Source organism: Coleofasciculus sp. D1-CHI-01, from assembly GCF_040218875.1.
In the GTDB taxonomy this organism is placed as follows: domain Bacteria; phylum Cyanobacteriota; class Cyanobacteriia; order Cyanobacteriales; family Coleofasciculaceae; genus Coleofasciculus.
This window is the reverse complement of record NZ_JAVJQP010000107.1, coordinates 1-21,361: the sequence shown is the minus strand read 5'-3', so window position 1 is coordinate 21,361 and position 21,361 is coordinate 1. Positions and strand designations below refer to the sequence as shown.

General features: G+C 45.5%; 25 protein-coding genes. 14 read left to right on the top strand and 11 right to left on the bottom strand.

Features of this window, described 5'->3' with window-relative positions; all coding sequences use genetic code 11:
- Positions 1-22 precede the first annotated feature (22 nt).
- The gene (locus tag RIB93_RS19385) at positions 23-313 is read right to left on the bottom strand and encodes a zinc ribbon domain-containing protein (protein ID WP_446374772.1); all 291 of its coding nucleotides are present in this window, start codon (positions 311-313) and stop codon (positions 23-25) included.
- The gene (locus RIB93_RS19380; protein WP_446374660.1) at positions 306-533 is read right to left on the bottom strand and encodes a helix-turn-helix domain-containing protein; all 228 of its coding nucleotides are present in this window, start codon (positions 531-533) and stop codon (positions 306-308) included. Before RIB93_RS19380 ends, RIB93_RS19385 begins: the two co-directional genes overlap by 8 nt.
- A gap of 407 nt (positions 534-940) precedes the next feature.
- On the opposite strand from RIB93_RS19380, the gene purD reads away from it, so the two are divergent.
- A complete protein-coding gene (gene purD, locus RIB93_RS19375) occupies positions 941-2,206 on the top strand; it encodes a phosphoribosylamine--glycine ligase (protein WP_446374658.1) in 1,266 nt (421 codons plus the stop codon).
- 263 nt (positions 2,207-2,469) lie between these two features.
- Positions 2,470-4,476, top strand: a complete 2,007-nt coding sequence (gene nblS / locus RIB93_RS19370; protein WP_446374656.1) for a two-component system sensor histidine kinase NblS — start codon at positions 2,470-2,472, stop codon at positions 4,474-4,476.
- A gap of 245 nt (positions 4,477-4,721) precedes the next feature.
- Here nblS and RIB93_RS19365 read toward each other — a convergent pair whose 3' ends face one another.
- On the bottom strand, positions 4,722-5,093 hold the full coding sequence (locus RIB93_RS19365) for a hypothetical protein (RefSeq protein WP_446374654.1): 372 nt from the start codon (positions 5,091-5,093) through the stop codon (positions 4,722-4,724).
- Positions 5,094-5,104: 11 nt separating this feature from the next.
- Positions 5,105-5,419: a TIGR03792 family protein gene (locus RIB93_RS19360; protein ID WP_446374652.1), complete on the bottom strand. Its 315-nt coding sequence runs from the start codon at positions 5,417-5,419 to the stop codon at positions 5,105-5,107.
- A gap of 206 nt (positions 5,420-5,625) precedes the next feature.
- Between RIB93_RS19360 and RIB93_RS19355 the strand changes: the two genes are divergently transcribed.
- Together RIB93_RS19355 and RIB93_RS19350 are read left to right on the top strand one after the other, a co-directional pair.
- Positions 5,626-5,949 carry a phasin family protein gene (locus RIB93_RS19355; protein WP_044209078.1) on the top strand — a complete coding sequence of 108 codons (324 nt, stop codon included), beginning with the start codon at positions 5,626-5,628 and terminating at the stop codon, positions 5,947-5,949.
- 26 nt (positions 5,950-5,975) lie between these two features.
- Positions 5,976-6,527, top strand: a complete 552-nt coding sequence (locus tag RIB93_RS19350; protein WP_006103150.1) for an FKBP-type peptidyl-prolyl cis-trans isomerase — start codon at positions 5,976-5,978, stop codon at positions 6,525-6,527.
- A 170-nt stretch (positions 6,528-6,697) separates the two neighbouring features.
- Here the strand turns inward: RIB93_RS19350 and dnaB are convergent, their stop codons facing one another.
- The 3 genes from dnaB to gloB form a co-directional block, all read right to left on the bottom strand.
- Positions 6,698-8,044, bottom strand: a complete 1,347-nt coding sequence (gene dnaB / locus RIB93_RS19345) for a replicative DNA helicase (RefSeq protein WP_446374650.1) — start codon at positions 8,042-8,044, stop codon at positions 6,698-6,700.
- A 177-nt stretch (positions 8,045-8,221) separates the two neighbouring features.
- The gene (rplI, locus tag RIB93_RS19340; protein ID WP_446374648.1) at positions 8,222-8,680 is read right to left on the bottom strand and encodes a 50S ribosomal protein L9; all 459 of its coding nucleotides are present in this window, start codon (positions 8,678-8,680) and stop codon (positions 8,222-8,224) included.
- Between the two features lie 118 nt (positions 8,681-8,798).
- Positions 8,799-9,572 (bottom strand): hydroxyacylglutathione hydrolase, encoded by a 774-nt coding sequence (gloB, locus tag RIB93_RS19335; RefSeq protein WP_446374646.1) that lies wholly within the window; start codon positions 9,570-9,572, stop codon positions 8,799-8,801.
- Between the two features lie 239 nt (positions 9,573-9,811).
- On the opposite strand from gloB, the gene RIB93_RS19330 reads away from it, so the two are divergent.
- From RIB93_RS19330 to RIB93_RS19295, 8 genes are all read left to right on the top strand, one after another.
- A complete protein-coding gene (locus RIB93_RS19330) occupies positions 9,812-10,018 on the top strand; it encodes a hypothetical protein (protein ID WP_446374644.1) in 207 nt (68 codons plus the stop codon).
- Entirely contained in the window at positions 10,006-11,214 is a 1,209-nt protein-coding gene (locus RIB93_RS19325; RefSeq protein ID WP_446374642.1) for a glycosyltransferase family 4 protein, read from the top strand. Before RIB93_RS19330 ends, RIB93_RS19325 begins: the two co-directional genes overlap by 13 nt.
- A gap of 36 nt (positions 11,215-11,250) precedes the next feature.
- Positions 11,251-13,260 (top strand): ABC transporter ATP-binding protein, encoded by a 2,010-nt coding sequence (locus RIB93_RS19320; protein ID WP_446374640.1) that lies wholly within the window; start codon positions 11,251-11,253, stop codon positions 13,258-13,260.
- A 41-nt stretch (positions 13,261-13,301) separates the two neighbouring features.
- Positions 13,302-14,471 (top strand): glycosyltransferase family 4 protein, encoded by a 1,170-nt coding sequence (locus RIB93_RS19315; protein ID WP_446374638.1) that lies wholly within the window; start codon positions 13,302-13,304, stop codon positions 14,469-14,471.
- 72 nt (positions 14,472-14,543) lie between these two features.
- A complete protein-coding gene (locus RIB93_RS19310) occupies positions 14,544-15,443 on the top strand; it encodes a sulfotransferase family protein (protein WP_446374636.1) in 900 nt (299 codons plus the stop codon).
- 304 nt (positions 15,444-15,747) lie between these two features.
- Positions 15,748-16,191 (top strand): 50S ribosomal protein L21, encoded by a 444-nt coding sequence (rplU, locus tag RIB93_RS19305; protein WP_446374634.1) that lies wholly within the window; start codon positions 15,748-15,750, stop codon positions 16,189-16,191.
- A 160-nt stretch (positions 16,192-16,351) separates the two neighbouring features.
- Complete coding sequence (gene rpmA, locus RIB93_RS19300; protein WP_446374632.1) at positions 16,352-16,639, top strand: 50S ribosomal protein L27; 288 nt, start codon at positions 16,352-16,354, stop codon at positions 16,637-16,639.
- A gap of 122 nt (positions 16,640-16,761) precedes the next feature.
- On the top strand, positions 16,762-16,899 hold the full coding sequence (locus RIB93_RS19295; protein WP_006103223.1) for a photosystem II reaction center protein K: 138 nt from the start codon (positions 16,762-16,764) through the stop codon (positions 16,897-16,899).
- Positions 16,900-17,075: 176 nt separating this feature from the next.
- Here RIB93_RS19295 and RIB93_RS19290 read toward each other — a convergent pair whose 3' ends face one another.
- Both RIB93_RS19290 and RIB93_RS19285 read right to left on the bottom strand, forming a co-directional pair.
- Entirely contained in the window at positions 17,076-17,630 is a 555-nt protein-coding gene (locus RIB93_RS19290) for a glutathione S-transferase family protein (protein ID WP_446374630.1), read from the bottom strand.
- An 11-nt stretch (positions 17,631-17,641) separates the two neighbouring features.
- Positions 17,642-18,106: a hypothetical protein gene (locus RIB93_RS19285; RefSeq protein WP_446374628.1), complete on the bottom strand. Its 465-nt coding sequence runs from the start codon at positions 18,104-18,106 to the stop codon at positions 17,642-17,644.
- A 492-nt stretch (positions 18,107-18,598) separates the two neighbouring features.
- Between RIB93_RS19285 and RIB93_RS19280 the strand changes: the two genes are divergently transcribed.
- Complete coding sequence (locus RIB93_RS19280; RefSeq protein WP_446374626.1) at positions 18,599-19,303, top strand: tetratricopeptide repeat protein; 705 nt, start codon at positions 18,599-18,601, stop codon at positions 19,301-19,303.
- 69 nt (positions 19,304-19,372) lie between these two features.
- Here RIB93_RS19280 and RIB93_RS19275 read toward each other — a convergent pair whose 3' ends face one another.
- The gene (locus tag RIB93_RS19275; RefSeq protein WP_446374624.1) at positions 19,373-19,765 is read right to left on the bottom strand and encodes a slr1601 family putative cell division protein; all 393 of its coding nucleotides are present in this window, start codon (positions 19,763-19,765) and stop codon (positions 19,373-19,375) included.
- A gap of 517 nt (positions 19,766-20,282) precedes the next feature.
- Positions 20,283-20,378: a photosystem I reaction center subunit XII gene (gene psaM, locus RIB93_RS19270; protein ID WP_071777246.1), complete on the bottom strand. Its 96-nt coding sequence runs from the start codon at positions 20,376-20,378 to the stop codon at positions 20,283-20,285.
- Between the two features lie 184 nt (positions 20,379-20,562).
- Between psaM and RIB93_RS19265 the strand changes: the two genes are divergently transcribed.
- Positions 20,563-21,279, top strand: a complete 717-nt coding sequence (locus RIB93_RS19265) for a TerC family protein (protein ID WP_446374622.1) — start codon at positions 20,563-20,565, stop codon at positions 21,277-21,279.
- Positions 21,280-21,361: the final 82 nt, after the last annotated feature.

Sequence of the window (21,361 nt, the reverse complement as noted above, 5' to 3'; positions counted from 1 at the left end):
TTATGGTGTGGGCTTCCCCAAATCACTTTGGGGATTTCCTGGTTACTCCCTTTCGGGGTTGCGCCACTTGCCTAGATTGGTTTTGGTTTTCACCAACCCCCGGTAGATCGGCTGCACAGGCAGTTTCCTTTCCCACAAGTCCTGCGGGACTAATTAGTTCTATTCCTCGGTTTCTGATTACTTGACCACTGGCGACATCCCTATCGGTTTGATAGCCGCAGTGAGGGCAATCATGTATCCGGACGCTCAGGTCTTTTTTGACTTCACCTTTACATTCAGGACACTCCTGAGAAGTGCCTCTGGCATCAACAATGGAGGTTCGTTACTGGATTTTCCTTAAACTGTGGAAACAGCAATGATTTGAACTGCCCAACCTTCTTAAACCTAGGAAAACATTTGCGACTATTGCACCAATCCTTTATCTCCCCCAGTGCATAGTTGTATGCACGGCGGCAAATCTCCATCCACTCAATTAACCGTTGTTCAGTGGTGGCATCCGGATAGATTCGGTAGCGATAGTTAAAGGTCAGCATACCCCTATTATACAAAATTTACTGGCTAACCGTTCAGCTTTAAATGTCAATTTAGGGTAACATTGAGTTACCTAAATTGACCTTGGGAAGTCATGTATCCCAGCGCGTTCATCACAGATTACAGCGTGGGTCTTACGACCTCCCCAAACCCCTGTCGCGATAAGTTATTCGTCATTCGTCCTTTATCATTTGTCCTTTGTAAATTCTCTCCCTCATCTTCCCCATCTTCCCCATCTCCACTCCCCTGCACCTAGAGCCCCTCCGCACTTCATCAGGGGACATCCCATGGCATAATGGAGAACATTTGCTCAACTCACACACTCATAGGTACAGCGCAAGCCGATGTACCCCCTGCTTTATGGCAGTGTCTAATTTAACGTTCATTTCTTCGGGAGCGCGAGGCTAACGTGAAGATTTTGGTGGTTGGCAATGGGGGACGCGAACATTCCCTCGCCTGGAAACTGTTGCAATCTCAACGCATTAAACAAGTAATCTGTGTTCCTGGCAATGGGGGTACAGCGACAAATCCCCAGTGTCAGAATCTGTCCTTACGAGTGGATGATTTTGCCGGAATTGCTCGGTTTGCTTTGGTTCATAATGTTTCTTTAGTGGTTGTAGGTCCGGAACTCCCGTTGGCGTTGGGGATTACCGACTACCTACGTCGTCAAAATTTAGTGGTTTTTGGTCCGACTCAAGCGGGTGCCCAAATTGAATCGAGTAAGGCTTGGGCGAAAACGTTGATGCAGTCGGCTGGCGTTCCCACTCCTGGGTTTGCTATGTTTGCCGATAAGGATGAAGCGATCGCATACCTGAAACAGCAAGATGCCCCAATTGTCGTCAAGGCAGATGGTTTGGCAGCCGGAAAAGGGGTAACAGTGGCTCAAACCATTGAAGAAGCGGTGGCGGCGGTTGAGTTCTTGTTTAAGAATAAGTTTAATGCTGTGGTCATCGAAGAATGTGTCATGGGTCAAGAAGTGTCCGTCTTAGCACTAACCGATGGCATCACGATTCGTCCCTTATTACCCGCTCAAGATCATAAACGGATTGGTGAAGGAGATACGGGTCCAAATACGGGAGGGATGGGCGCGTTTGCTCCCTCTCCCCTGGTGAATCCTAGCTTGATGGCACGGATTGAACAAGACATTCTCCAACCCACAGTTAAAGCGTTGCAGGAACGAGGAATTGACTATCGCGGTGTTCTTTACGCCGGATTAATGATTACGCCTCAAGGTAATCCCACAGTTCTGGAATTTAATTGTCGCTTTGGTGACCCAGAAACTCAAGCGATTTTACCGTTGTTGGAAACGCCCCTGCACGAGTTGCTCTTGGCGTGTACCGGGCGGAAACTGGCAGAATTTCCGCCAATTAGCTGGCAATCTGGGGCGGCGGCTTGCGTGGTGGCGGCGGCGCAAGGATATCCGGGGACCTATCAAAAGGGTCATGCTATTAGTGGGATTGAACAAGCCCAGGAACGGGGGGCTATGGTGTTTTGTGCCGGAACTCAGTTTAAGCAGGAACAACTGCTAACTGATGGCGGGCGCGTCTTAGCGGTGACAGCAACGGGTGAAACATTGGAGGGCGCGATCGCAGCCACCTATCGGGCGATAGACTGTATTGAGTTTGAGGGCATGTATTATCGTAAAGATATTGGTCATCGTGTCATTCAGACCTAATTTGTCCTTTGTCCTTTGTCATTCGTCATTTGTCCTTTTTTGATCAGGAAATTGCTCCCCCATCTCCCCCATCTCCCTCATCTCCCTCATCTCCCTCATCTCCCCCATCTTCCCCAGCTTCCCCATCTCCCTCATCTCCCCTTGCTCCTGATAACTGATAACTGATAACTTCCCCATCCCCCTCTCCTTGCTCAACGCCTGAATTTTTGAGAGAATTAAGATAAATTAAGGTAACTCTTCCGTTTAATGCTGATCAACCAATTTTGCTGGCTTTGCTGAAAACCTTCCGAGAGATACTGGGACGATGGTGGTCGGAGTTTACTCTCCAGACCCGACTAATGGCGGCGGCGACCTTAGCCGTCTCCCTGATTATGAGTGGCTTGACCTTTTGGGCAGTCAACACGATTCAACAAGACGCCCGGGTGAACGACACTCGTTTTGGTCGGGATTTAGGTCTACTGCTGGCTGCGAATGTCGCCCCTCAGATTGCCGAAAACAATCTCACCGAAGTCGCTCGCTTTTCTCACCGTTTTTATAGCAGTACCTCTAGTGTCCGCTATATGATTTACGCGGATGAGGATGGCAGAATTTTCTTCGGCATCCCCTTTTCTGAATCGGAAGTCCACAATTCTCTCTCCATTCGACGCCGGATTCAGCTTCCCGAAGACTACGCCAAAAATTCCGACTTGCCGATGGTTCGGCAGCATGTCACCCCAGACGGGGAAGTTACGGATGTTTTTGTCCCGCTCACCCATGAAGGGAACTATCTCGGCGTTTTAGCCATTGGCATTAACCCCAATCCCACGGTTGTCGCCTCCTCAAATTTAACTAGAGATGTCACCATTGCTGTGTTTATCTCGATTTGGGTAATGGTGATTCTGGGCGCCGTATTTAATGCGTTGACGATTACCCAACCGATTAAAGAGTTGCTCACGGGTGTGAAAAATATTGCTGCAGGGAACTTCAAGCAGCGCATTGACTTACCCCTGGGTGGAGAACTGGGAGAACTGATTTCCAGCTTCAACGAAATGGCAGAACGCTTAGAGCGTTATGAAGAACAAAATATTGAGGAATTGACCGCAGAAAAAGCCAAACTGGAAACTTTGGTATATACGATCGCAGATGGTGCTGTATTACTGGATACAACCTTGAACGTGATTTTGGTCAACCCAACAGCGCGGCGTATTTTTGGCTGGGATGGTCATACCCTGGTTGGTGAAAACGTGCTGCATCATCTACCGACAGCCGTCACCCTAGAACTGACGCGACCCCTGTATCAAATTGCTGGCGGCGAAACGGCGGCGGAACGGGAAGGAGAGGAGTTCCGTATTACCCTGACTGAACCCACACTGCGTACTGTGCGGATTCTACTGACACGGGTGTTTGACCAATACCGCGAGAGCATTAAAGGTATTGCCATGACGGTGCAGGATATTACCCGTGAGGTTGAACTGAATGAGGCAAAGAGTCAGTTTATTAGCAATGTTTCTCACGAACTGAGAACGCCGTTATTTAATATCAAATCATTCATCGAAACCCTACACGAATACGGCGAAGACCTGAGCGAGGTAGAACGGCAAGAATTTCTGGAAACGGCGAATCGAGAAACTGACCGTTTAACTCGTCTGGTTAATGATGTTTTAGATTTGTCCAGACTGGAGACATCTTGCCGCATTTATCACTTTGAACCCGTAGATATTGCAGGACCTGTGGAGCAAACCCTCCGCACCTACCAGCTTAATGCCCGGGATAAAGGGATTGAACTGGTACAGGAAATTTCGCCTAAATTGCCTCCGGTGTTAGGGCATTATGACTTATTGCTGCAAGTCTTTGATAACTTAGTAGGCAATGCACTGAAATTCACCGAATCCGGTGGACGAGTAGTGATTCGTGCCTATCCCCTAGAACCCAATTCCCATCATCCGGATGAAATTCCCCAAGTTCGCGTGGAAATTTCTGATACAGGTATTGGGATTGATTGGGAGGATCAAGAAAACATTTTTGATCGCTTTTTCCGCGTCGAGAATCGAGTTCATACCCTGGAAGGGACGGGTTTAGGTCTTTCTATTGTCCGCAATATTGTTGAAAAACATCACAGTCGAGTTTATTTAGTTAGTGAAGTGGGGATTGGTACAACCTTCTGGTTTAATTTGGATGTGTGTACCGAAAAAGACCAATCGACGGAGCAGGTTTCAGAAGACCATTTACTGACAACAGAAGACCACTTACTCTCAACTGAGACGGATGAGACAACTGCTTCTGTGACGTGACCTAAAGTTTCACCGATTATAAACATGACAATTCGGATGGCACAAGAATCGGATAGTCCGGAACTAGGACAATTGTATCAAGAAACGGTACTCGCGATCGCGCTTGACAAGGACTAATGAAATATTGAAAACCCGCGCAGGCGGGTTTGGTTTGTGTAGCTGCGGTTTCAACCGCCCAGCTACGGGATTTTCCCGATTGGGCATAAAAGGATGGATAAAAGCGATTCAATTCAAAGTGTAACCACTCAGGAGTTAGAGAGTAAAGTAAACACTATACTAACAGCAAGCAATCCCAGTAACCCGACTACGGCGGGGTGACGCTGACACCACAATTTTGCCGCTTGTAAGAAAGTACGACGCGGCATATAAATCGACTCAGGTTCGAGCGGAGACTGGTCTTTATCCATGTAAAGGGTACATTCCTTAGCATAGGGACGTTGAGGAAACGTACAAGTATCATCAGCATGATAGAGACAGGTTTGACACAAATACTCTTGTTCCACGGCTCGGTGTAAGGTAATACCCGGATGACCGTAGGCTTTGAGAATCATGCCACAATGAGGACAAGTAATTTCTCGATTACTGATAGATTGATGGCAACGGGGACAATTGGGCATCAGGTCTAACGTTAGCTGGGTGTTTGGGGGAATTTTCTCACTTGATATTCACTCGCCTGAATCATCTGATAATCTTTGCCAAACTCCTGCTCGAACTGCTGTTGGGTTCCCTCCAACTGCTCTTGGGGAATAGCTTTCCACTGTTCACGGCTTGTCCAACGAATAATCAGGATGACTTCGGTGGGTGTTTCTGGCTCAATCCAGACTTCTTTGCTGATAAATCCCGGACAGCGAGCCAGCATCGATGTCCAGATTTCGGCATCTTTGAGAATAAAGGTTTCCCGAAGTTCGGGCGAGACTCTAATTTTAAGATACTCAATTACCATATAAAACGCTTGATCGGTTACGGTGCAAACGGTTGAATCATAACAAGTTCAAGTCAAAGATAGTCGTTTTTCTGCCTCTGCTTCTCGCTTCAGGGCGGGTAAATACGGCAGCAGTTGTGGGCAAGATAGCACAAAATGGAACTGGGGGTTGGAATCAACCTCCCTTCCCCTATCCTGGGGTTAGCACCGAGTTACAGGAACAGCGTATGGATAATAGAGATTGGCTGAAGCAGTTATTGATGGTTGGTGTAGGCACAACGTCAATGGTCGCAGACAAACTACGAGAAGTTAGCGATGAATGGGTAAAAGATGGAAAAATTAATCCAGAGCAAGCCCAAGGATTCGTTGATGATATGGTGCAGCAGATCAAATCGGAGCAAGGTAACTTTGAAGTCAACATGGAACGACAGCTACGGCATCTGTTGCAGGAGTTAGGTGTGCCTCGGCAAACGGAAGTGGATGAATTGCGGGGGCGCATTGATAGGTTGGAACGTCAAGTGCGGGATCTAGAAAATAAGCTGTGGCGTTAATCAAACATTGAATAGGAGGATAGATTTTGAGAGATATTCTAATCAGCTTAGGTGTTATTGTTGCCTGTGGATTGTTGTTGGTCGTGACTCAACTCAGCCGTGGGAGTGCAACCGCCGACGAACTCAACCCAACCCAACCTCAACCCCTAACCCAAGTTACCCAGGCTAAACCAATCCCTGAAAATCAATCAATTGCTATGAGTACGGATTCAACTGAGGAACAGAACACCGAGCAGGAGGTTGTTACCACACCATCGGGTTTGAAATATATCGAACTCAAAGAAGGTGAAGGCGCACAACCCCAAAAAGGTCAAACCGTTGTGGTTCACTATACCGGAACCCTGGAGGATGGCACCAAGTTTGATAGTTCCCGCGATCGCAACCGTCCGTTTTCCTTTAAACTCGGTGTAGGACGGGTGATCAAAGGCTGGGATGAAGGCGTTGCCACGATGAAAGTGGGCGGACGTCGTCGGCTGATCATTCCCCCGGAATTGGGGTATGGTTCCCGTGGTGCAGGTGGCGTGATTCCGCCCAACGCGACTCTAATTTTTGATGTGGAATTACTAAAAATTAGTTAAAACTTGTCCAGCCTTTCCTAGTCAGCTAGCTCTCTTCTAACTTGAGCGTTGGTCCTTGGGCTTCAACCCAAGGCGGCTGGCGAGACGAATGACAAATGACAAATGACGAATGACAAATGACAAATGACGAATGACAAATGACAAATGACAAATGACGAATGACTAAATAATCACTGATTGGGATTGGCAAGATTGCGGAAGCGAGTATACTGAGGGTCGAAAATCAACTTCACGACACCAGTTGGACCATTGCGATGTTTGGTAATAATCACTTCCGTGATCCCTTGATCGGGCGTATCCTGATGGTAATACTCATCCCGGTACAACATAATCACTAAGTCCGCATCTTGCTCAATCGAACCCGACTCTCTCAAATCGGACATCATCGGTCGCTTATTCGTCCGCGCCTCTACCCCTCGACTAAGCTGAGATAAGGCAATCACAGGAGTATTCAGTTCGCGGGCTAATCCTTTGAGAGAACGGGTAATCCGAGACAGTTCTTGGACTCGATTGTCACTACCACTCCCTTCCATTAACTGCAAGTAATCGATCAATACCAATCCCAGCGTTCCTCCTTGTTCAGCCTGGAGACGCCGCAGATTTGATCGCATCTGCATAACGGTGGGGTTAGGCGTATCCTCGATATAAATGGGTAATTCTGATAACGTTCCCAGCGCATGGGAGAGAGGTTCCCATTGATTTTGAGTAATTCGCCCCGTTCGCAAATAGTTACTTTCAATGCCCGCCTCGCTGGATAAAAGCCGCTGGACTAATTGCGCCTTGGACATTTCTAAACTAAAAATTGCGACAGGAAATCGGTTAGCAATATTGCGAGCCATAGCCAACGCAAAGCTAGTTTTACCCATTGAGGGTCTTCCCGCCACAATAATTAAATCAGAACGCCCAAATCCACCCGTTATCGCATCCAAGTCATAGAAATTAGAGGGTATACCGGGTAAGGCAAGTCCTTCATGAAGCGTTTCGATGTCCTGGAAGGCTTGAATTAATGTCTCAGAGATTGGCACTAACCCTTGTTGTGGACGCACCTGAGTCAAATTGAAAATTTTCTGTTCCGCTTGGTCAAGAACAAAGTCCAACGCCATCGGTGTCTGGTAACCCAATTGAACAATCTCATTTCCCGATTGGATCAGTTGACGGCGCAGGTACTTATCCATCACCAACGCTGCGTAGCGGTCAATATTCACGGCTGACACCGTGCGATCCATTAACTGCGCTATCTTGCTCTGACCCCCCACCTTGTCTAATAATTTATGGTCATACAACCAAGAGGTAACGCTCATGAAATCCGTTGGCTTACCTTCATGGTGCAGAATGAAGGCAGATCTATAGATTTCTTGGTGAACGCTAACGTAGAAAGCTTCTGGAGATAATAAATCTACCACTCGACTCATTGCTTCAGGATCAAGCATGATCCCACCCAAAATAGACTCCTCCGCCTCGATGTTTTGAGGCGGTACAGAGCTAGGGATGATTGAAAGGTTAAAGTTTGAAGCCATCGCCAGAGATAGCGAGTACAACCAGAGGGTAGGGGAGCAGGGGAGCGGGGGAGCGGAGGGCTGTAATTCCTTGTTCCCCTGGAAGGGCGGGTTGAGTTAAGTTATCGGGACAGTTCCAAACCGTTATCGGTAAAACCCGCCCCTACATCCGGAGTAGAGATGTAGCATGCTACGTCTCTACATCGGAGCAACGTGAATTTCTATAACCGCCGTAACTTCTGGATGCAGTTTGACTTGTGCTTTGTAGAAACCGAGCTTGCTGATATCGGGAAGCGTGATTCCCCGACGATCTACCTCTTGGTTTGTGGTTTCTTGAATGGCTTCTGCTACCTCGGCTGCCGTAACCGTACCAAAGATTGCCTCTTGTTCACCCACTTGCTTGCGGATGGTAAAGCGACCTATGGTTTCTAATGCTGTCTTACGGGCTTCAGCTTGCTGCTTTTCTTCGAGTAAACGTTGTCGCTCTTGTTCTTTGCGCCGCTCAACTTGCTTGAGAATACCAGCAGTGGCTAAGGTTCCAATCCCATGGGGAATTAAATAATTACGAGCATAGCCAGGAGCGACGTCCACCAGTTCGCCGGATTTGCCTAGCTTCCTAACGTCTTGATTTAAAACTAACTGTACACGTTTTGCCATTGTCTTTTTTGGGTACGGGCTATTTGACTTAGATTATTGATGCTTACTCAGAACTCCAATTATACGAAAATTTGGGATTCGTGTAGAGACGTAGCATGCTACGTCTCTACACCCTGGGTTAAAATTGATCCTTCATTCCCCGCAATCGGGCAAAGGTTTGCACGGGTTCTGTACTGTTGACCGCTTCTTGGAGTGTCGGTTGTTCCCAGCGCAAAAAGGGATTCGTCAGTTTTTCTACGCCCAGTAAGGAGGGGACTGTTGCCTCTTTTCGACGACGAGCCGCTTCAACGTCAGTATAGCGGCTTTGCAGGTCTGGGTTGTTGGGATCAACGGTTTGGGCAAATTTCAGATTCTTTAGGGTGTATTCATGGGCGCACCAGACACGGGTGTTGTCCGGTAACCTTCGCAGCTTACTCAAGGAATCAAGCATTTGCGTGGGTGTCCCTTCAAAAAGCCTGCCACATCCTCCGGCAAATATGGTATCACCACAGAATAACTCACCCACATCATCGCTGGTGACCGGGGGAAAATAGTAGGCAATATGCCCGCTAGTATGACCGGGAACAAAAAAGACCTCAGCCGTGCGATCGCTAAACTTAACCGGGTCTCCCTCTTGTAAAAATACCTGTTGTCCCGGAATTCTGCCACGATCTTGGGTTCCCCCATAGACACAGACATCAGGGTATCGCTGAATTAATTCTTGATTTCCACCCACATGATCCGAATGATGATGAGTGTTAAAAATTGTTACTAACTCTGCACCCAGTTTTTCCAGATGCTGTAATACAGGTTGAGCCTCGGCTGGATCAACCACAGCAGCAATGTTCTGTTCAGGTTCATGCAGCAAAAAGATATAGTTATCTGAAAGGGCTGGTAGTCGATGGACTTGCATATTGAATCGTTTCTCCAAGAGAAAAGTTTGCTATCAATCATTTTCCCTATTCGACAGATAAACCACCTCAATGGCAAATCGTGTCAATAGGCATTAGATTTAGAATGGAAATACTCGCATAGCCTTTAACCTTCATCCTAGTCTCTACTGCCGCTCACTCAGCTTGAGATGACGAACCTCGGTTAACTAGGCTATCTTAGTCGAAAATCTAGGTCACCGCTAAAAAAGACTAACCGCCCATGGCAGGAACTGTTCAACGCCCCTCTAGTCCCGCGATCGCGCCAATTGTTGATCGGATTCTCGATACAGGTCAATTGAGCCGTTGGGAGTATCTTCAGTTGGTTACTACGATGCTTTCTGACTATAAAGTTACGGAAGAGGAACGTAGTTATATCAATCGTGTCTTGGATGAACGGCAAATGGGACGACTACAGTGGATCAGTTAAAAAAGACAAAATCGTTGAAACCTAAACGGAAAATTTCATTAGTTGTCAGTGACTTATCGAGCAGTGGATCTGGCAGGTGGGGCGGAGCCGTGCGACCTTTTTTATTGTATAAAGCTCTCAAGAAACTCAATTATGAAGTCGAAGTTATAGGATTTGTTCCCCACGAGCAGAGTTCAGATATTCCGCATTCTGAAATTCCTATTATTACAATTCCCGCTTATAATTATCCAAAATTCATTATTTCAATTAATACTCTAATTAAAAATATTCAAGGCAATATTATTTATGCCAGCAAATTAAAACCAACAAGTTTTGGGGTTGCCCTTATTAAAAAGTTTAAAACCAGATGTCCTGTTCTCTTAGATATAGACGATTGGGAGTTAAGTTGGTATGGAGGTGATGATTGGGCATACCGTCCTAGCATAAAACAATTCGCTAGAGATATTTTAAAACCTGAAGGCGCTCTCAGAAATCCGAATCATCCTGTTTATTTAAGGTTGACCGAAGGGTTAGTTTCCCAAGCTGATGTAATTACAACTCACACCCATTTCATGCAAGAACGGTTTGGTGGTGTATATCTACCTCAGGGCAAAGATACGACAGTGTTTGACCCCAGTCAGTATAATCCAGAAACCAGTAGAAAACGATATGATCTGACTGACTATCGAGTTCTCATGTTTCCAGGAGCGCCACGCCCTTATAAAGGTGTAGAAGATGTTTTAATCGCGCTCGATCAATTAAATGAGCCCGACTTAAGGCTTGTCATTGTTGGGGGTAGTCCATACGATGATTATGATCATCAACTGATGGAAAAATGGGGACGTTGGATTATCAAGTTACCCAGATTACCTGTGTCAGCAATGCCTGAAGTCGTTGCGGCAGCTCATATTGTAGTCGTTCCTCAGCGCGATACTCCAGCAGCTAAAGCTCAGTTTCCACTCAAACTAACCGATGCTATGGCAATGGGCAAACCAATTTTATCCACCCGCGTTGGCGACATTCCAGAAATTTTAGGAAACACGGGTTATTTGGTCGATGCCAGTTCTCCTGAACAAATTGCTGATAAAATTCGGTGGATATTTCAAAACTACCAAGACGCCAATGAGCGAGGGAAAGAAGCGAGACAAAGGTGTATGGAGTGTTACAGTATAGATAAAATGGCAGATATACTATCTGAAGTGATTAGTCAATTATAGTTTTAAGTATTGATCATACTAAACAAATAAGACTCTATGGCTTCCAATTTATTATCAAAAGTTATTAGACGATATCCGATTCGAGTGGGGACAACGGTTCTCTTAGGATTATCGGGTGGATTATTTAACGGTATTGGTACAGCCCTAATCGCTCCGATCGTTTTAAATCTTTTAGGTATAGATTTAGATTTAAAAAGTGGTCCGCCCATTCTCCAGGCGATTATGTCTCCCTTTAATAACCTGCCGGGAAATTATCGACTGGTAGCGATGGCGGGAGCTATTGTGGGACTCATTATATTAAAAAATCTTTCTAATTATGCCAGTACATTAGCCTCCAGTTCGTTGAGACGCCGAATTACATGTGATTTACGTGAAGCCGGCGTGAAATTATTGCTCGACGTAGATATAGATTTTTACTCTCGCATGAAAGTCGGTGATCTAGTGAATCGCCTAGGGACAGAAATTGGTCGAGCCGCTGGGGAGGTCAGCACTATACTGAATATGATGGTGACGGTGACGAATGCCCTAGTATTTCTCGCCTTACTACTGGCTCTTTCCTGGCAATTAACTTTAGCTTCAACGGTTCTGGTGGCTATTGTGGCGTTAGTCAATCAATACTCAATTAGTCGTGCCAAAGCATTTGGCAAACAGCTATCAAGTCTGTCAAAAGCTTATTCGATTGCTGTGCTAGAAACGTTGAGTGGAATTCGACTCGTTAAATCTACTGGTAATGATGAGAGAGAGTATCAGCGAATCCGAAAGCTAATCCGCGATCGCGAAAAGGCGGATTTTAAATCCCAGGCAAACAATGCAGCTATAGCACCTGTTGGTGAAGTGACTAGCATTGTCGGTTTGCTGACAATTGTATTTATGGGACGAATATTTTTTGCTAGTCAGATAGAGGCTCTATCGGCGGTATTACTAAGTTTTCTCATCTTACTGCAACGGCTCTTACCGTTAATTTCCCAATTAAATAAAGCGAGGGGTTCCTTAGCGAATAGTTCAGCCAGTGTGGAAGTAGCACATGACTTCTTGCGTTATGATAATAAGCCCTTTATGCAGCCGGGTTCTCAGCCTTATCATCCATTGAAAAAAGGAATTTATTTTCATCAGCTATCGTTTGCCTATCCGACTCAACCGAACAAGGTAGTGTTAAAAGAGGTTAATTTAGATTTACCTCGTGGGACAACATTAGCGTTAGTGGGAGCATCGGGTGCAGGTAAGTCAACGTTAGCGGATTTATTACCACGATTTTATGATCCCACAGAGGGGAGTATCACCCTAGATGGAATCGATTTACAGGAGTTTGATATCAAAAGTCTGCGTAATAATATGGGAATTGTTAGCCAGGATACTTTTTTGTTCAATACCTCGGTTCATGATAATATTGCTTATGCTCGACCAGATGCTTCCGAAAAAGATGTGATTGAAGCGGCGCGACGGGCGAATGCCTTAGAATTTATTGAACAACTCCCTGGGGGGTTTAATACGATGATTGGCGATCGCGGGGTATTATTATCAGGAGGACAGCGTCAGCGCCTTGCTATTGCTCGCGCTATTTTACAAAATCCGGATATCTTGATTCTGGACGAAGCTACGAGTGCATTAGATACGGTTTCTGAGCGTTTGGTGCAAGAAGCGCTGGAGGAATTGAGTCGCGATCGCACAACTTTGGTTATTGCTCACCGCCTTTCGACTGTGCAAAACGCCGATCAAATTGCGGTTTTAGAGAAAGGGTGTGTGATGGAAGTCGGGAAACATGACGAACTTTTACGCAAAGGAGGATATTATGCACGGTTGTATCAGATGCAATTTGCGGAACATCCTCAAGGTACGCCCACCACAAATCCTGCTTTAATGAAAGCCTCTCACGAAGTCCGAACCATGCTCAATTCCATGCTCGGTTCTATCCGGTTGTTAGCGGATGACTTAGTAGATACCCCAGAAGAGGAGAATGAATTATTAGAAGAATCCTATAGTTCAGCCATTAATATCCTTAATACTATTGAATTGTTTGAGAATAGCGCTAGAATGTCAAAAAAATAGGCGTTACTCTCTTCAAAATCTTTAAAAAATATAACAATCCGATGAATAAATATTATATTTTTTTCACGAGAAATGTATTACCTAAACCAGAAGCTCATATAGTTCATGATGTTAATACGGCTAATGCAGCAGCAAACCTGGGTTATCCGGCTGTTTTAGTCTATCTTCAAAAACCACGGCAATCCCTTAATCCCATTGACTGGATTTATCCATTTCGCCTGAATCAGCCAGAGGAAACAATTGTTAAACATTACAACATTCACAATAAACTTAAAGTTATTCCCCTAGCCATGCCGTGGCCCATTGGTCGAATTGGAGGAAAGTGGACTCACCCCAGTACGATCGTCTGCAAGTACTATTTTCCTGTTCATATTTTTCCTCATACTAAAGTTTTGCATACTTTAGATTGGAATTTGGTAAAGATAGCTATTAAATCTGGTATTCCAGTTATTTACGAGCGAGAACACTATCCCAACCATAAATATGAACCAGAAATTGTCCAGCATCCTCTCTTTCAAGTAGCGGTAACAGTTGCCGAACCTGTGCGCGAGAAAATGATTCAAAAGGGAATGCCACCAGAGAAAATTCTCAAGCTTCATCTTAGCTTTAATCAATCGTTTCTAGTTCGACAACCTGACAAAGCTGAACAATGGCGACAAAAGTTGCTAGCCGAGGGACGACAAAACTTGATAGTATATTCAGGAGGATTGTATCGATTTAAAGGGGTTGATCTGCTAATTGATGTTGCTAAAAAATTACCCCAGATTCAATTTGCCTTTGCTGGAGGAGATGAATCGCAGGTACAAGCCTATCGTCAACTAGCCAGGGAAAAACAGGTTGATAATGTTACGTTCTTAGGTTACATTCAGCACGAACATTTACCTAGTTTACTGCAAGCTGCCGATATCTTAGCTCATCCGCACTGTTCGGGCGAAGCAGCAACGTTTACCTCACCCCTCAAATTTTTTGAATATTTGGCGTCTGGAACTCCTATTGTAGCAACAGAGATCCCACCATTAATGGAATTCAAGGAGACAAATATGATTGCGGTTTGGTGTGAACCTGATAATCCCAATCAATTCGCTCATTGCCTTCAATATACTCTAGAAACCTATCCCCGAAGAAAGAATGGTCATTCAGAGCAAATTGGTTTTGCTCGTCAATTTTCTTGGGAAAATCGATTAGCAAAGATTATGAGGTACATAAAATAGAAAAAAAATAAATTATGTAATTAATCAGGTAACAATGTCTGTACAATTAAACTATGAGTTCAAAATATGATAATGCCTAATTTTTTAATTGTAGGGGCGGCGAAAACAGGAACGACTTCACTTTATAGATATTTAAAGCAGCATCCGCAAATTTACATGAGTCCTGCAAAAGAACCAAAGTTCTTTGCCTATGAAGGAGAAACATTGAATTTTTGCGGTCCCGATGACTCCAAAGAAGCCAAGTCAGTTGTGACTAACATTGATGCCTATCAAGCACTATTTGATAAAGTAACCGATGAAATAGCGATTGGCGAAGCATCTACAATCTACCTTTACAGCTCGAATGCGGTTAAACGGATAAAACACTATATTCCTCATGTGAAGCTGATTACTATGCTTCGCAATCCAATTGATAGAGCTTATTCAAATTTTTTACATTTGGTCTACCAAGGTCGTGAACCATTAACAGATTTTGCCCAAGCTCTTGAACAAGAAGAACAGCGAATATTAGATAACTGGTGGCCTTTTTGGCATTACAAAAAACGGGGGTTATACTATGTCCAACTGAAACGCTACATTGATGTGTTTGAACGTGATCAGATTAAAGTTTATATCTATGAAGATTTCCAGAATAATCTTTTCAGTGTTTTACCAGACATTTTTAAATTTTTAGAAGTCAACGAAACATTTATTCCTTGTTTATCCGAAAGAGTTAGAGAATCCCGCCGCGCTCCAAAAAATAAAACTTTATATGCACTCTTTAACAAACAAAACCCAATCAAATCGATATTGAAGCCACTGTTTCCCGATAAACTGCGCCAGCAAATTACGTTCACTGTTAACAATGGAAATCTTGTTAAACCTAAAGTTTCACAAGAAGTCCGCAAGCAACTCGTCGAATTTTATAGAGAAGACATTCTTCAGCTTCAAGAGTTGCTTCAGCGAGATTTGTCAAAATGGTTAGAGTATTGAGAATGAAGTGACTTGGGCAAAAAAACTTTGTTCAAACTTGACAAGTTTAGCATTTATAAGTTAAGGTCATAAAATGCCTTTATACACCTGCTCGGATCAGGTAAAGATATAGCAAAAGCAGCTCAAAGCCTGAGAGTCACAGCGATTTATCGCTTCTCTACGGGATTAGGACTAAGGAAAAGTCGTTAGGCTTAGTACAAGTGTTAAGTTAGACAGTGCTGTCGCTTGTATATCTGATGTTGTGTCTTAGTCCTAACCTACTAATGAGCTAGCTACCTGTACGGCTACATTTAAGGACAATTCCATGAGTTACGCAATTATTGAGACAGGCGGCAAACAACTACGAGTTGAACCCGGTCGTTTTTACGACATTGAACTCCTGCCCGTTGAACCCGAAGAGAAAGTCACCATTGAACGGGTGTTGCTGGTTGAGCATAATGGTGACGTCACCATTGGTCAGCCTTTAGTTGAAGGGGCAACAATCGAAGGCACGGTGATGCGACATTTTCGCGATCGCAAAATCCTGGTCTACAAGATGAAGCCGAAGAAGAAAACCCGCAAAAAACGGGGACATCGCCAGGAAGTTACCCGTCTGATGGTTGATGCTATTAGTATGAATGGTTCAGTGTTAGCGGGTACTAGCGCTGAATCCCCAGAAACGCCGACGTCAGCGACGCCTGTAGAGGTAATGCCAACTGAGGCTGAGGAGTCAGCCCCTGAAGCAACATCGGAAACGGCTTCAGAATAAGAATAGGAATCTACTCACACCAAATCCGCCTTTATCACTCCATGCAAGAGGAGGCGATTGAAATCGCTGCTACACAAGCAAAGTCCGCCTGCGCGGACTAGGTTATAACAGGGGTAGCTAACCCGGATTTGGTATCACACCATTAAAACAAGAGGAGACTATGGCTCACAAGAAAGGTACAGGTAGTACTCGTAACGGTCGTGACTCTAATGCCAAGCGGCTAGGAGTTAAACGCTTTGGCGGTCAAGTCGTCAAAGCAGGTAACATTTTGGTGCGTCAGCGTGGCACAAAATTTCACCCCGGTACCAATGTCGGTTGTGGCAAAGATTATACTCTATTTGCCCTGATTGATGGCACGGTGACCTTCGAGAGAAAGGGTAAATCTGGCAAGAAGGTGAGCATTTATCCAGTTGCGGCTGAAGCTGAACTGGCAACAGCTCAGGTTTAGGTTTTTCGGTTGGGTCTCTTCCCTAGACCCAACCTACCCCCTGAAGCTAGCTCAGTTGTAACCCAGTTCATGTTAAGATACATTTCAATTCTGAAAATTCGCTTAGAAAGGAAGACTTAACTATGGAAGCAGCCATGCTGTTGGCGAAATTGCCTGAAGCCTACTCTATCTTTGACCCTATCGTAGACGTTCTCCCAGTCATCCCCGTCTTTTTCTTGCTGCTAGCGTTTGTTTGGCAAGCGGCTGTGGGTTTCCGGTAAATCACGAAAATAAATCATGGCAAGGACACCCAGTTAGGGGAAATGGCACTGACTTTAGAGTTTGTAGTAAGCAATGCGAGCGCTTCTGGCACGCTTCGTGCCTACTACAAACCCAGCTTAAGTCATCAACATTCCAGTTAGGGGTGTCCTGATTCATAGTCCACAGCTTTATATATTTAGCTGCGTCCGCCAATGGTTTTCTGAAACGCCGATCGCTCACCAAGGCGTTTAATATAGTCTGAAATAGCTGGGTACTCGCTTAGGTCAAGCTGTAACATGATCGGGATATAACTCAAATACGATCCCACAGCCACATCAGCGACACTAAACTTATCTCCCAACAAGAACGGTTGATTCTGTAAACGTTGCTCAAGCGGGGGAAATAATTTCGCCATTTCCCGCTCTCGACTCGCCTCCACAAAAATTCCCGGACCAAGCGTCGCATTGGCAAACAAAATCCATTGAGCTATGGTGGCTTGCTCCTCCAATCCGTTCAGGTTGCCATATTTTTGAGCCAGGTAGAGCAAAATTGCTCCCGACTCCCACAGTTGGAAATCCTCATCCATAATAGCTGGGACTTTACCCATGGGATTAATCGCCAGATAATTCGGCTGGCGATGTTCTCCAGCTTGCATGTCTAACAATACATAGTCGTAGGGAACGCCCAATTCTTCTAAATACCACTGGACAATTGACGCCCGACTGCGAGAGCCACCATAAAGTTTCAGCATCGTTGTTTTGATTAAAGAACTTTGTGAGTGTATTCGTGCTGTTTAACGTCGTCTTCCTTACGCACAACTCGTATCTGATTCAGCACCCGCTTGCGTTCGATGGAGTAATTGAAATCATTGCGCGTTGTACCAGGGGGAATGTGGGCTTGTGCCTCCGGACGAGTTTTGTAGGTGCGAGCTGCGGCGATCGCGCGGGCGATAAAATCATCGCAAAAATGAGCCTCTGCGGGAAATTCCGGCGGTTTTTCTGGGGTGTCACCACTGATAACCTCGCCCAGTGTGGTGCCACACGCCATGGAATAGGAGGTCGGAATCCCTTTGAGAACTGCCTCCAGAGCCGCCGAAGGAATTGGTTCCAGGATTTTCACCTCCTCAACTTCACCCTCTTGTTTCAAGAAGCAGGTGGCTAACCCTACCACTAAATAGTTATCTGCACTAACGTCAGGAGCATCCTGTAATGCTGTTGTCGTTGCCATTTTTCAGTGTCCTTAATTATTCCCAACCCAAACCAATCAGTTACTTGGGTTGCATTTTACCACCTTCTAGACGGGACATTCTTTATCTGTGGGTCAGACTGGGCAATCACTTGCTGGGGAATGTAAAGAAACGTTGCAGATTTCTGGCACGTTACCGTTAACCCTGTAAGTTTGGGGGACGGAGCATCGCCAGATGGCAATAAAGGTTTGAGTGCTGATTACAATTGTGCCAATTTTTGTAGGTACACACAGCTAGCGGGGTGAACAACACCCAGGATAGAGGGAATGACTCAGCTTCATTCATTAAGATTTCAGGAAAGCAACTAAGTTGTGCTGTAGATTTCTCATAGAACATCAATATGTTGGGTTGGCTGGTGATTATTAAGAGGAGTAAAGACGCCTCAGGAAGTGACACACCGACACCAACTCGCGGGGTGCAGCCAGACTTAAGGTTGATTGTAGATAGACCGCAGGTGTTGTTGGAGAACGATTATGAACGCTCATGTATTTATCAAAGGCGATGAACAGAATAGACAATGGATTCCCATGTCCCGCCGGAAACCCCAGCCTTTACCCACGATTACACTGACCCCTCAAACCCCTGACCACCTTTCGATTAAAAATTTACGCACCTCAGCTCAACGCAAAGCCAAACAGGGAGAGTACAGGAGTGCGATCGCGCTTTTGAGTCAGGCAATTAAACATCATCCTACCCACGCCATTGACTATAACAACCGAGGATTGATTTACTTCCAAATGGGTCAGCGTCAAAAAGCTTTAGACGATTACAACCGAGCCTTACAACTCAATCCCGAATTGGACAGCGCTTACAATAATCGCGGCAATTACTATGCTGCCATGGGACAATTAGCCAAAGCCCTTGCTGATTACGAAAAAGCATTGGATCTCAATCCCCGTAATGTTCGCACTTGGATTAACCAAGCCATTACATTTCGGGAATTAGGGCTTTATGACCTCGCCATCGAAAACCTGGACTTGGCTTTAATCCTGGGATGCCTACAAAACCACATCTATGCCGAACGAGGTCGTACCTATCATCTGCGAGGGGACTGGAACTGCGCGATCGCTGACTATCAACGCGCCCTCTCTCAACTCCCTGTGTCAGGAACCTCGGGTCGTCTGCGCCAGAAAGTTGAAACCTGGATGGGTGAGTTGCTTGATCCCTTAAGCGCATGAATTCAAACCTCAACAGGGGGTTGAAACTGTTCCCTCTCTCCACCCCAAAATTTATTCAGCAGCCCCTATTTAGTTATCGGGCATGAGACGTCGATCTTCCCAGACGACTTGACGCTGATTTGGATCAACCCGATAACTTTGATCTTGCATAACTCGTCTAGCTTGTGCCGGATCAAACGCTTCGCCGAAGTCACTGCGGAGTTTCTGAACACGGCTTTGGGTGCGTTTCACTTCCGATCGTACTTCTTGCAACTTCGCCTTTTGGGACAGATGATAGGGCAACAGTTGTGCCAATCCCGCGATCGCGGCAGTACAAAGAATCAGATTTACCACTAATTTAACCGTAATTTCACCCGCCACAACGGAGTAGGAATGCCGCCGAGGACGACGCTCTTGGCGAGTAACCCTGCGGCGGGTTGGTAAAGGTTGCCGAGTGGGTCGAGAGGTTGGGATTGCATTCATCTCAAAAAAAACTCGCTGGAGACTCCCGTTATCGTCTTTGATTTAGCGGCAGAGGAAAGCTCGGCATAAAAGTATCGCTTCCCTTGTACAAAAGTTGGTAAGACCCCTACCGCCTTATTGACTAACGACGTTTGACGTGCCAGCGTTCACCTCTCGTCTGGATCGTTACAGACTCGTGCTTTTAAACTGTACGCCTAGGGGTTGATGGAACGTATGTCCGTTGCCAAAATGAAATGCTAACAATCGCTAACATTTTCATCCGGCTTCATCCTGGCAGTGTCGGCACTCACCAGTCCACAGACTGAAACGACCGAGCTGGTCGCCTAAAGTTCAGATCATAGACGAAGAGTTTTCCGCAGGCAATACTCTGCTGAAGATAGTCAGATACCTTAAAGCATTTTGCTGCCATTATCCGGAATTATGAGATGAGGGGTGCAACTCAAACCGTATCTACAAGACAAGGGTGGACATCACACCCCTCATCCTTGCCAGTTCCCAGCCAGATTGAGAATGAGAACTACTTATAGAGTTCCGTAGCTAAACGGAAGGCTAAGATACCGGGAATGAGCGCTACGACGAGAGCGACGAAAACTTGGGTATCTGAAAGGGACATGGTTTACAAGCTCCTAATTAAACATCAATATGACCTTTAGTCTACTGGCTATTGCTCCGTTTTCGGCAGAAATTTCGGGCAACACGTTAAGATTAGTTAACAGAAGGACTCATAGTTGCCGAGCAAGAGCAGCTTACGTCCTCGTCAATACTCGAAATCATTATTTATTTCATTTATTTCATTAATGCTGGATCAAGTTTTTAAGTTACCGTTCAATCTAGGAATAGAAGCCCCCTTAGTCCTGCTGATTTTGGTTGCCCTCGAAGCCGTGCTGTCAGCCGATAACGCGATCGCGCTGGCAACAATTGCTCAAGGGTTAGAAGACAAGCAACTTCAGCGACAAGCGCTGAACTTTGGCTTGGTGGTGGCTTATGTCCTGCGGATCAGTCTGATTCTGACGGCAACGTGGGTGGTCAAGTTTTGGCAATTTGAACTTCTCGGTGCTGCTTATTTGCTTTGGTTAGTCTTCGAGCATTTCACCTCAGAGGAAGATGAACAACATCACCATCATGGACCCCGATTTACATCGCTGTTACAAGTGATTCCTCTGATCGCCATTACTGATCTAGCATTTTCCTTAGATAGTGTCACCACCGCGATCGCGATTTCTGACCAAATCTGGCTGGTTCTGGCAGGTGGCACCATCGGTGTGATTACTCTACGATTTATGGCAGGTTTATTCATCCGCTGGCTACAGGAGTATGCCAATCTGGAGGATGCGGGTTACATTACCGTCGGTATAGTCGGATTGCGACTTTTGGTTCGGGCGATTAATCCAGAATTCGTGCCGCCCGAATGGTTAATGATTACCATTATTGCTTTGATCTTCCTTTGGGGATTTGCCCAACGCACGAATGAAGCTGACAACTCACTACCCGAAGTTAATGAACAGCCTGAATAAGTCGGTGGGAAAAATTGAGGATCGTCATTTGTCATTTGTCATTTGTCATTTGTCATTTGTCATTTGTCATTTGTCATTTGTC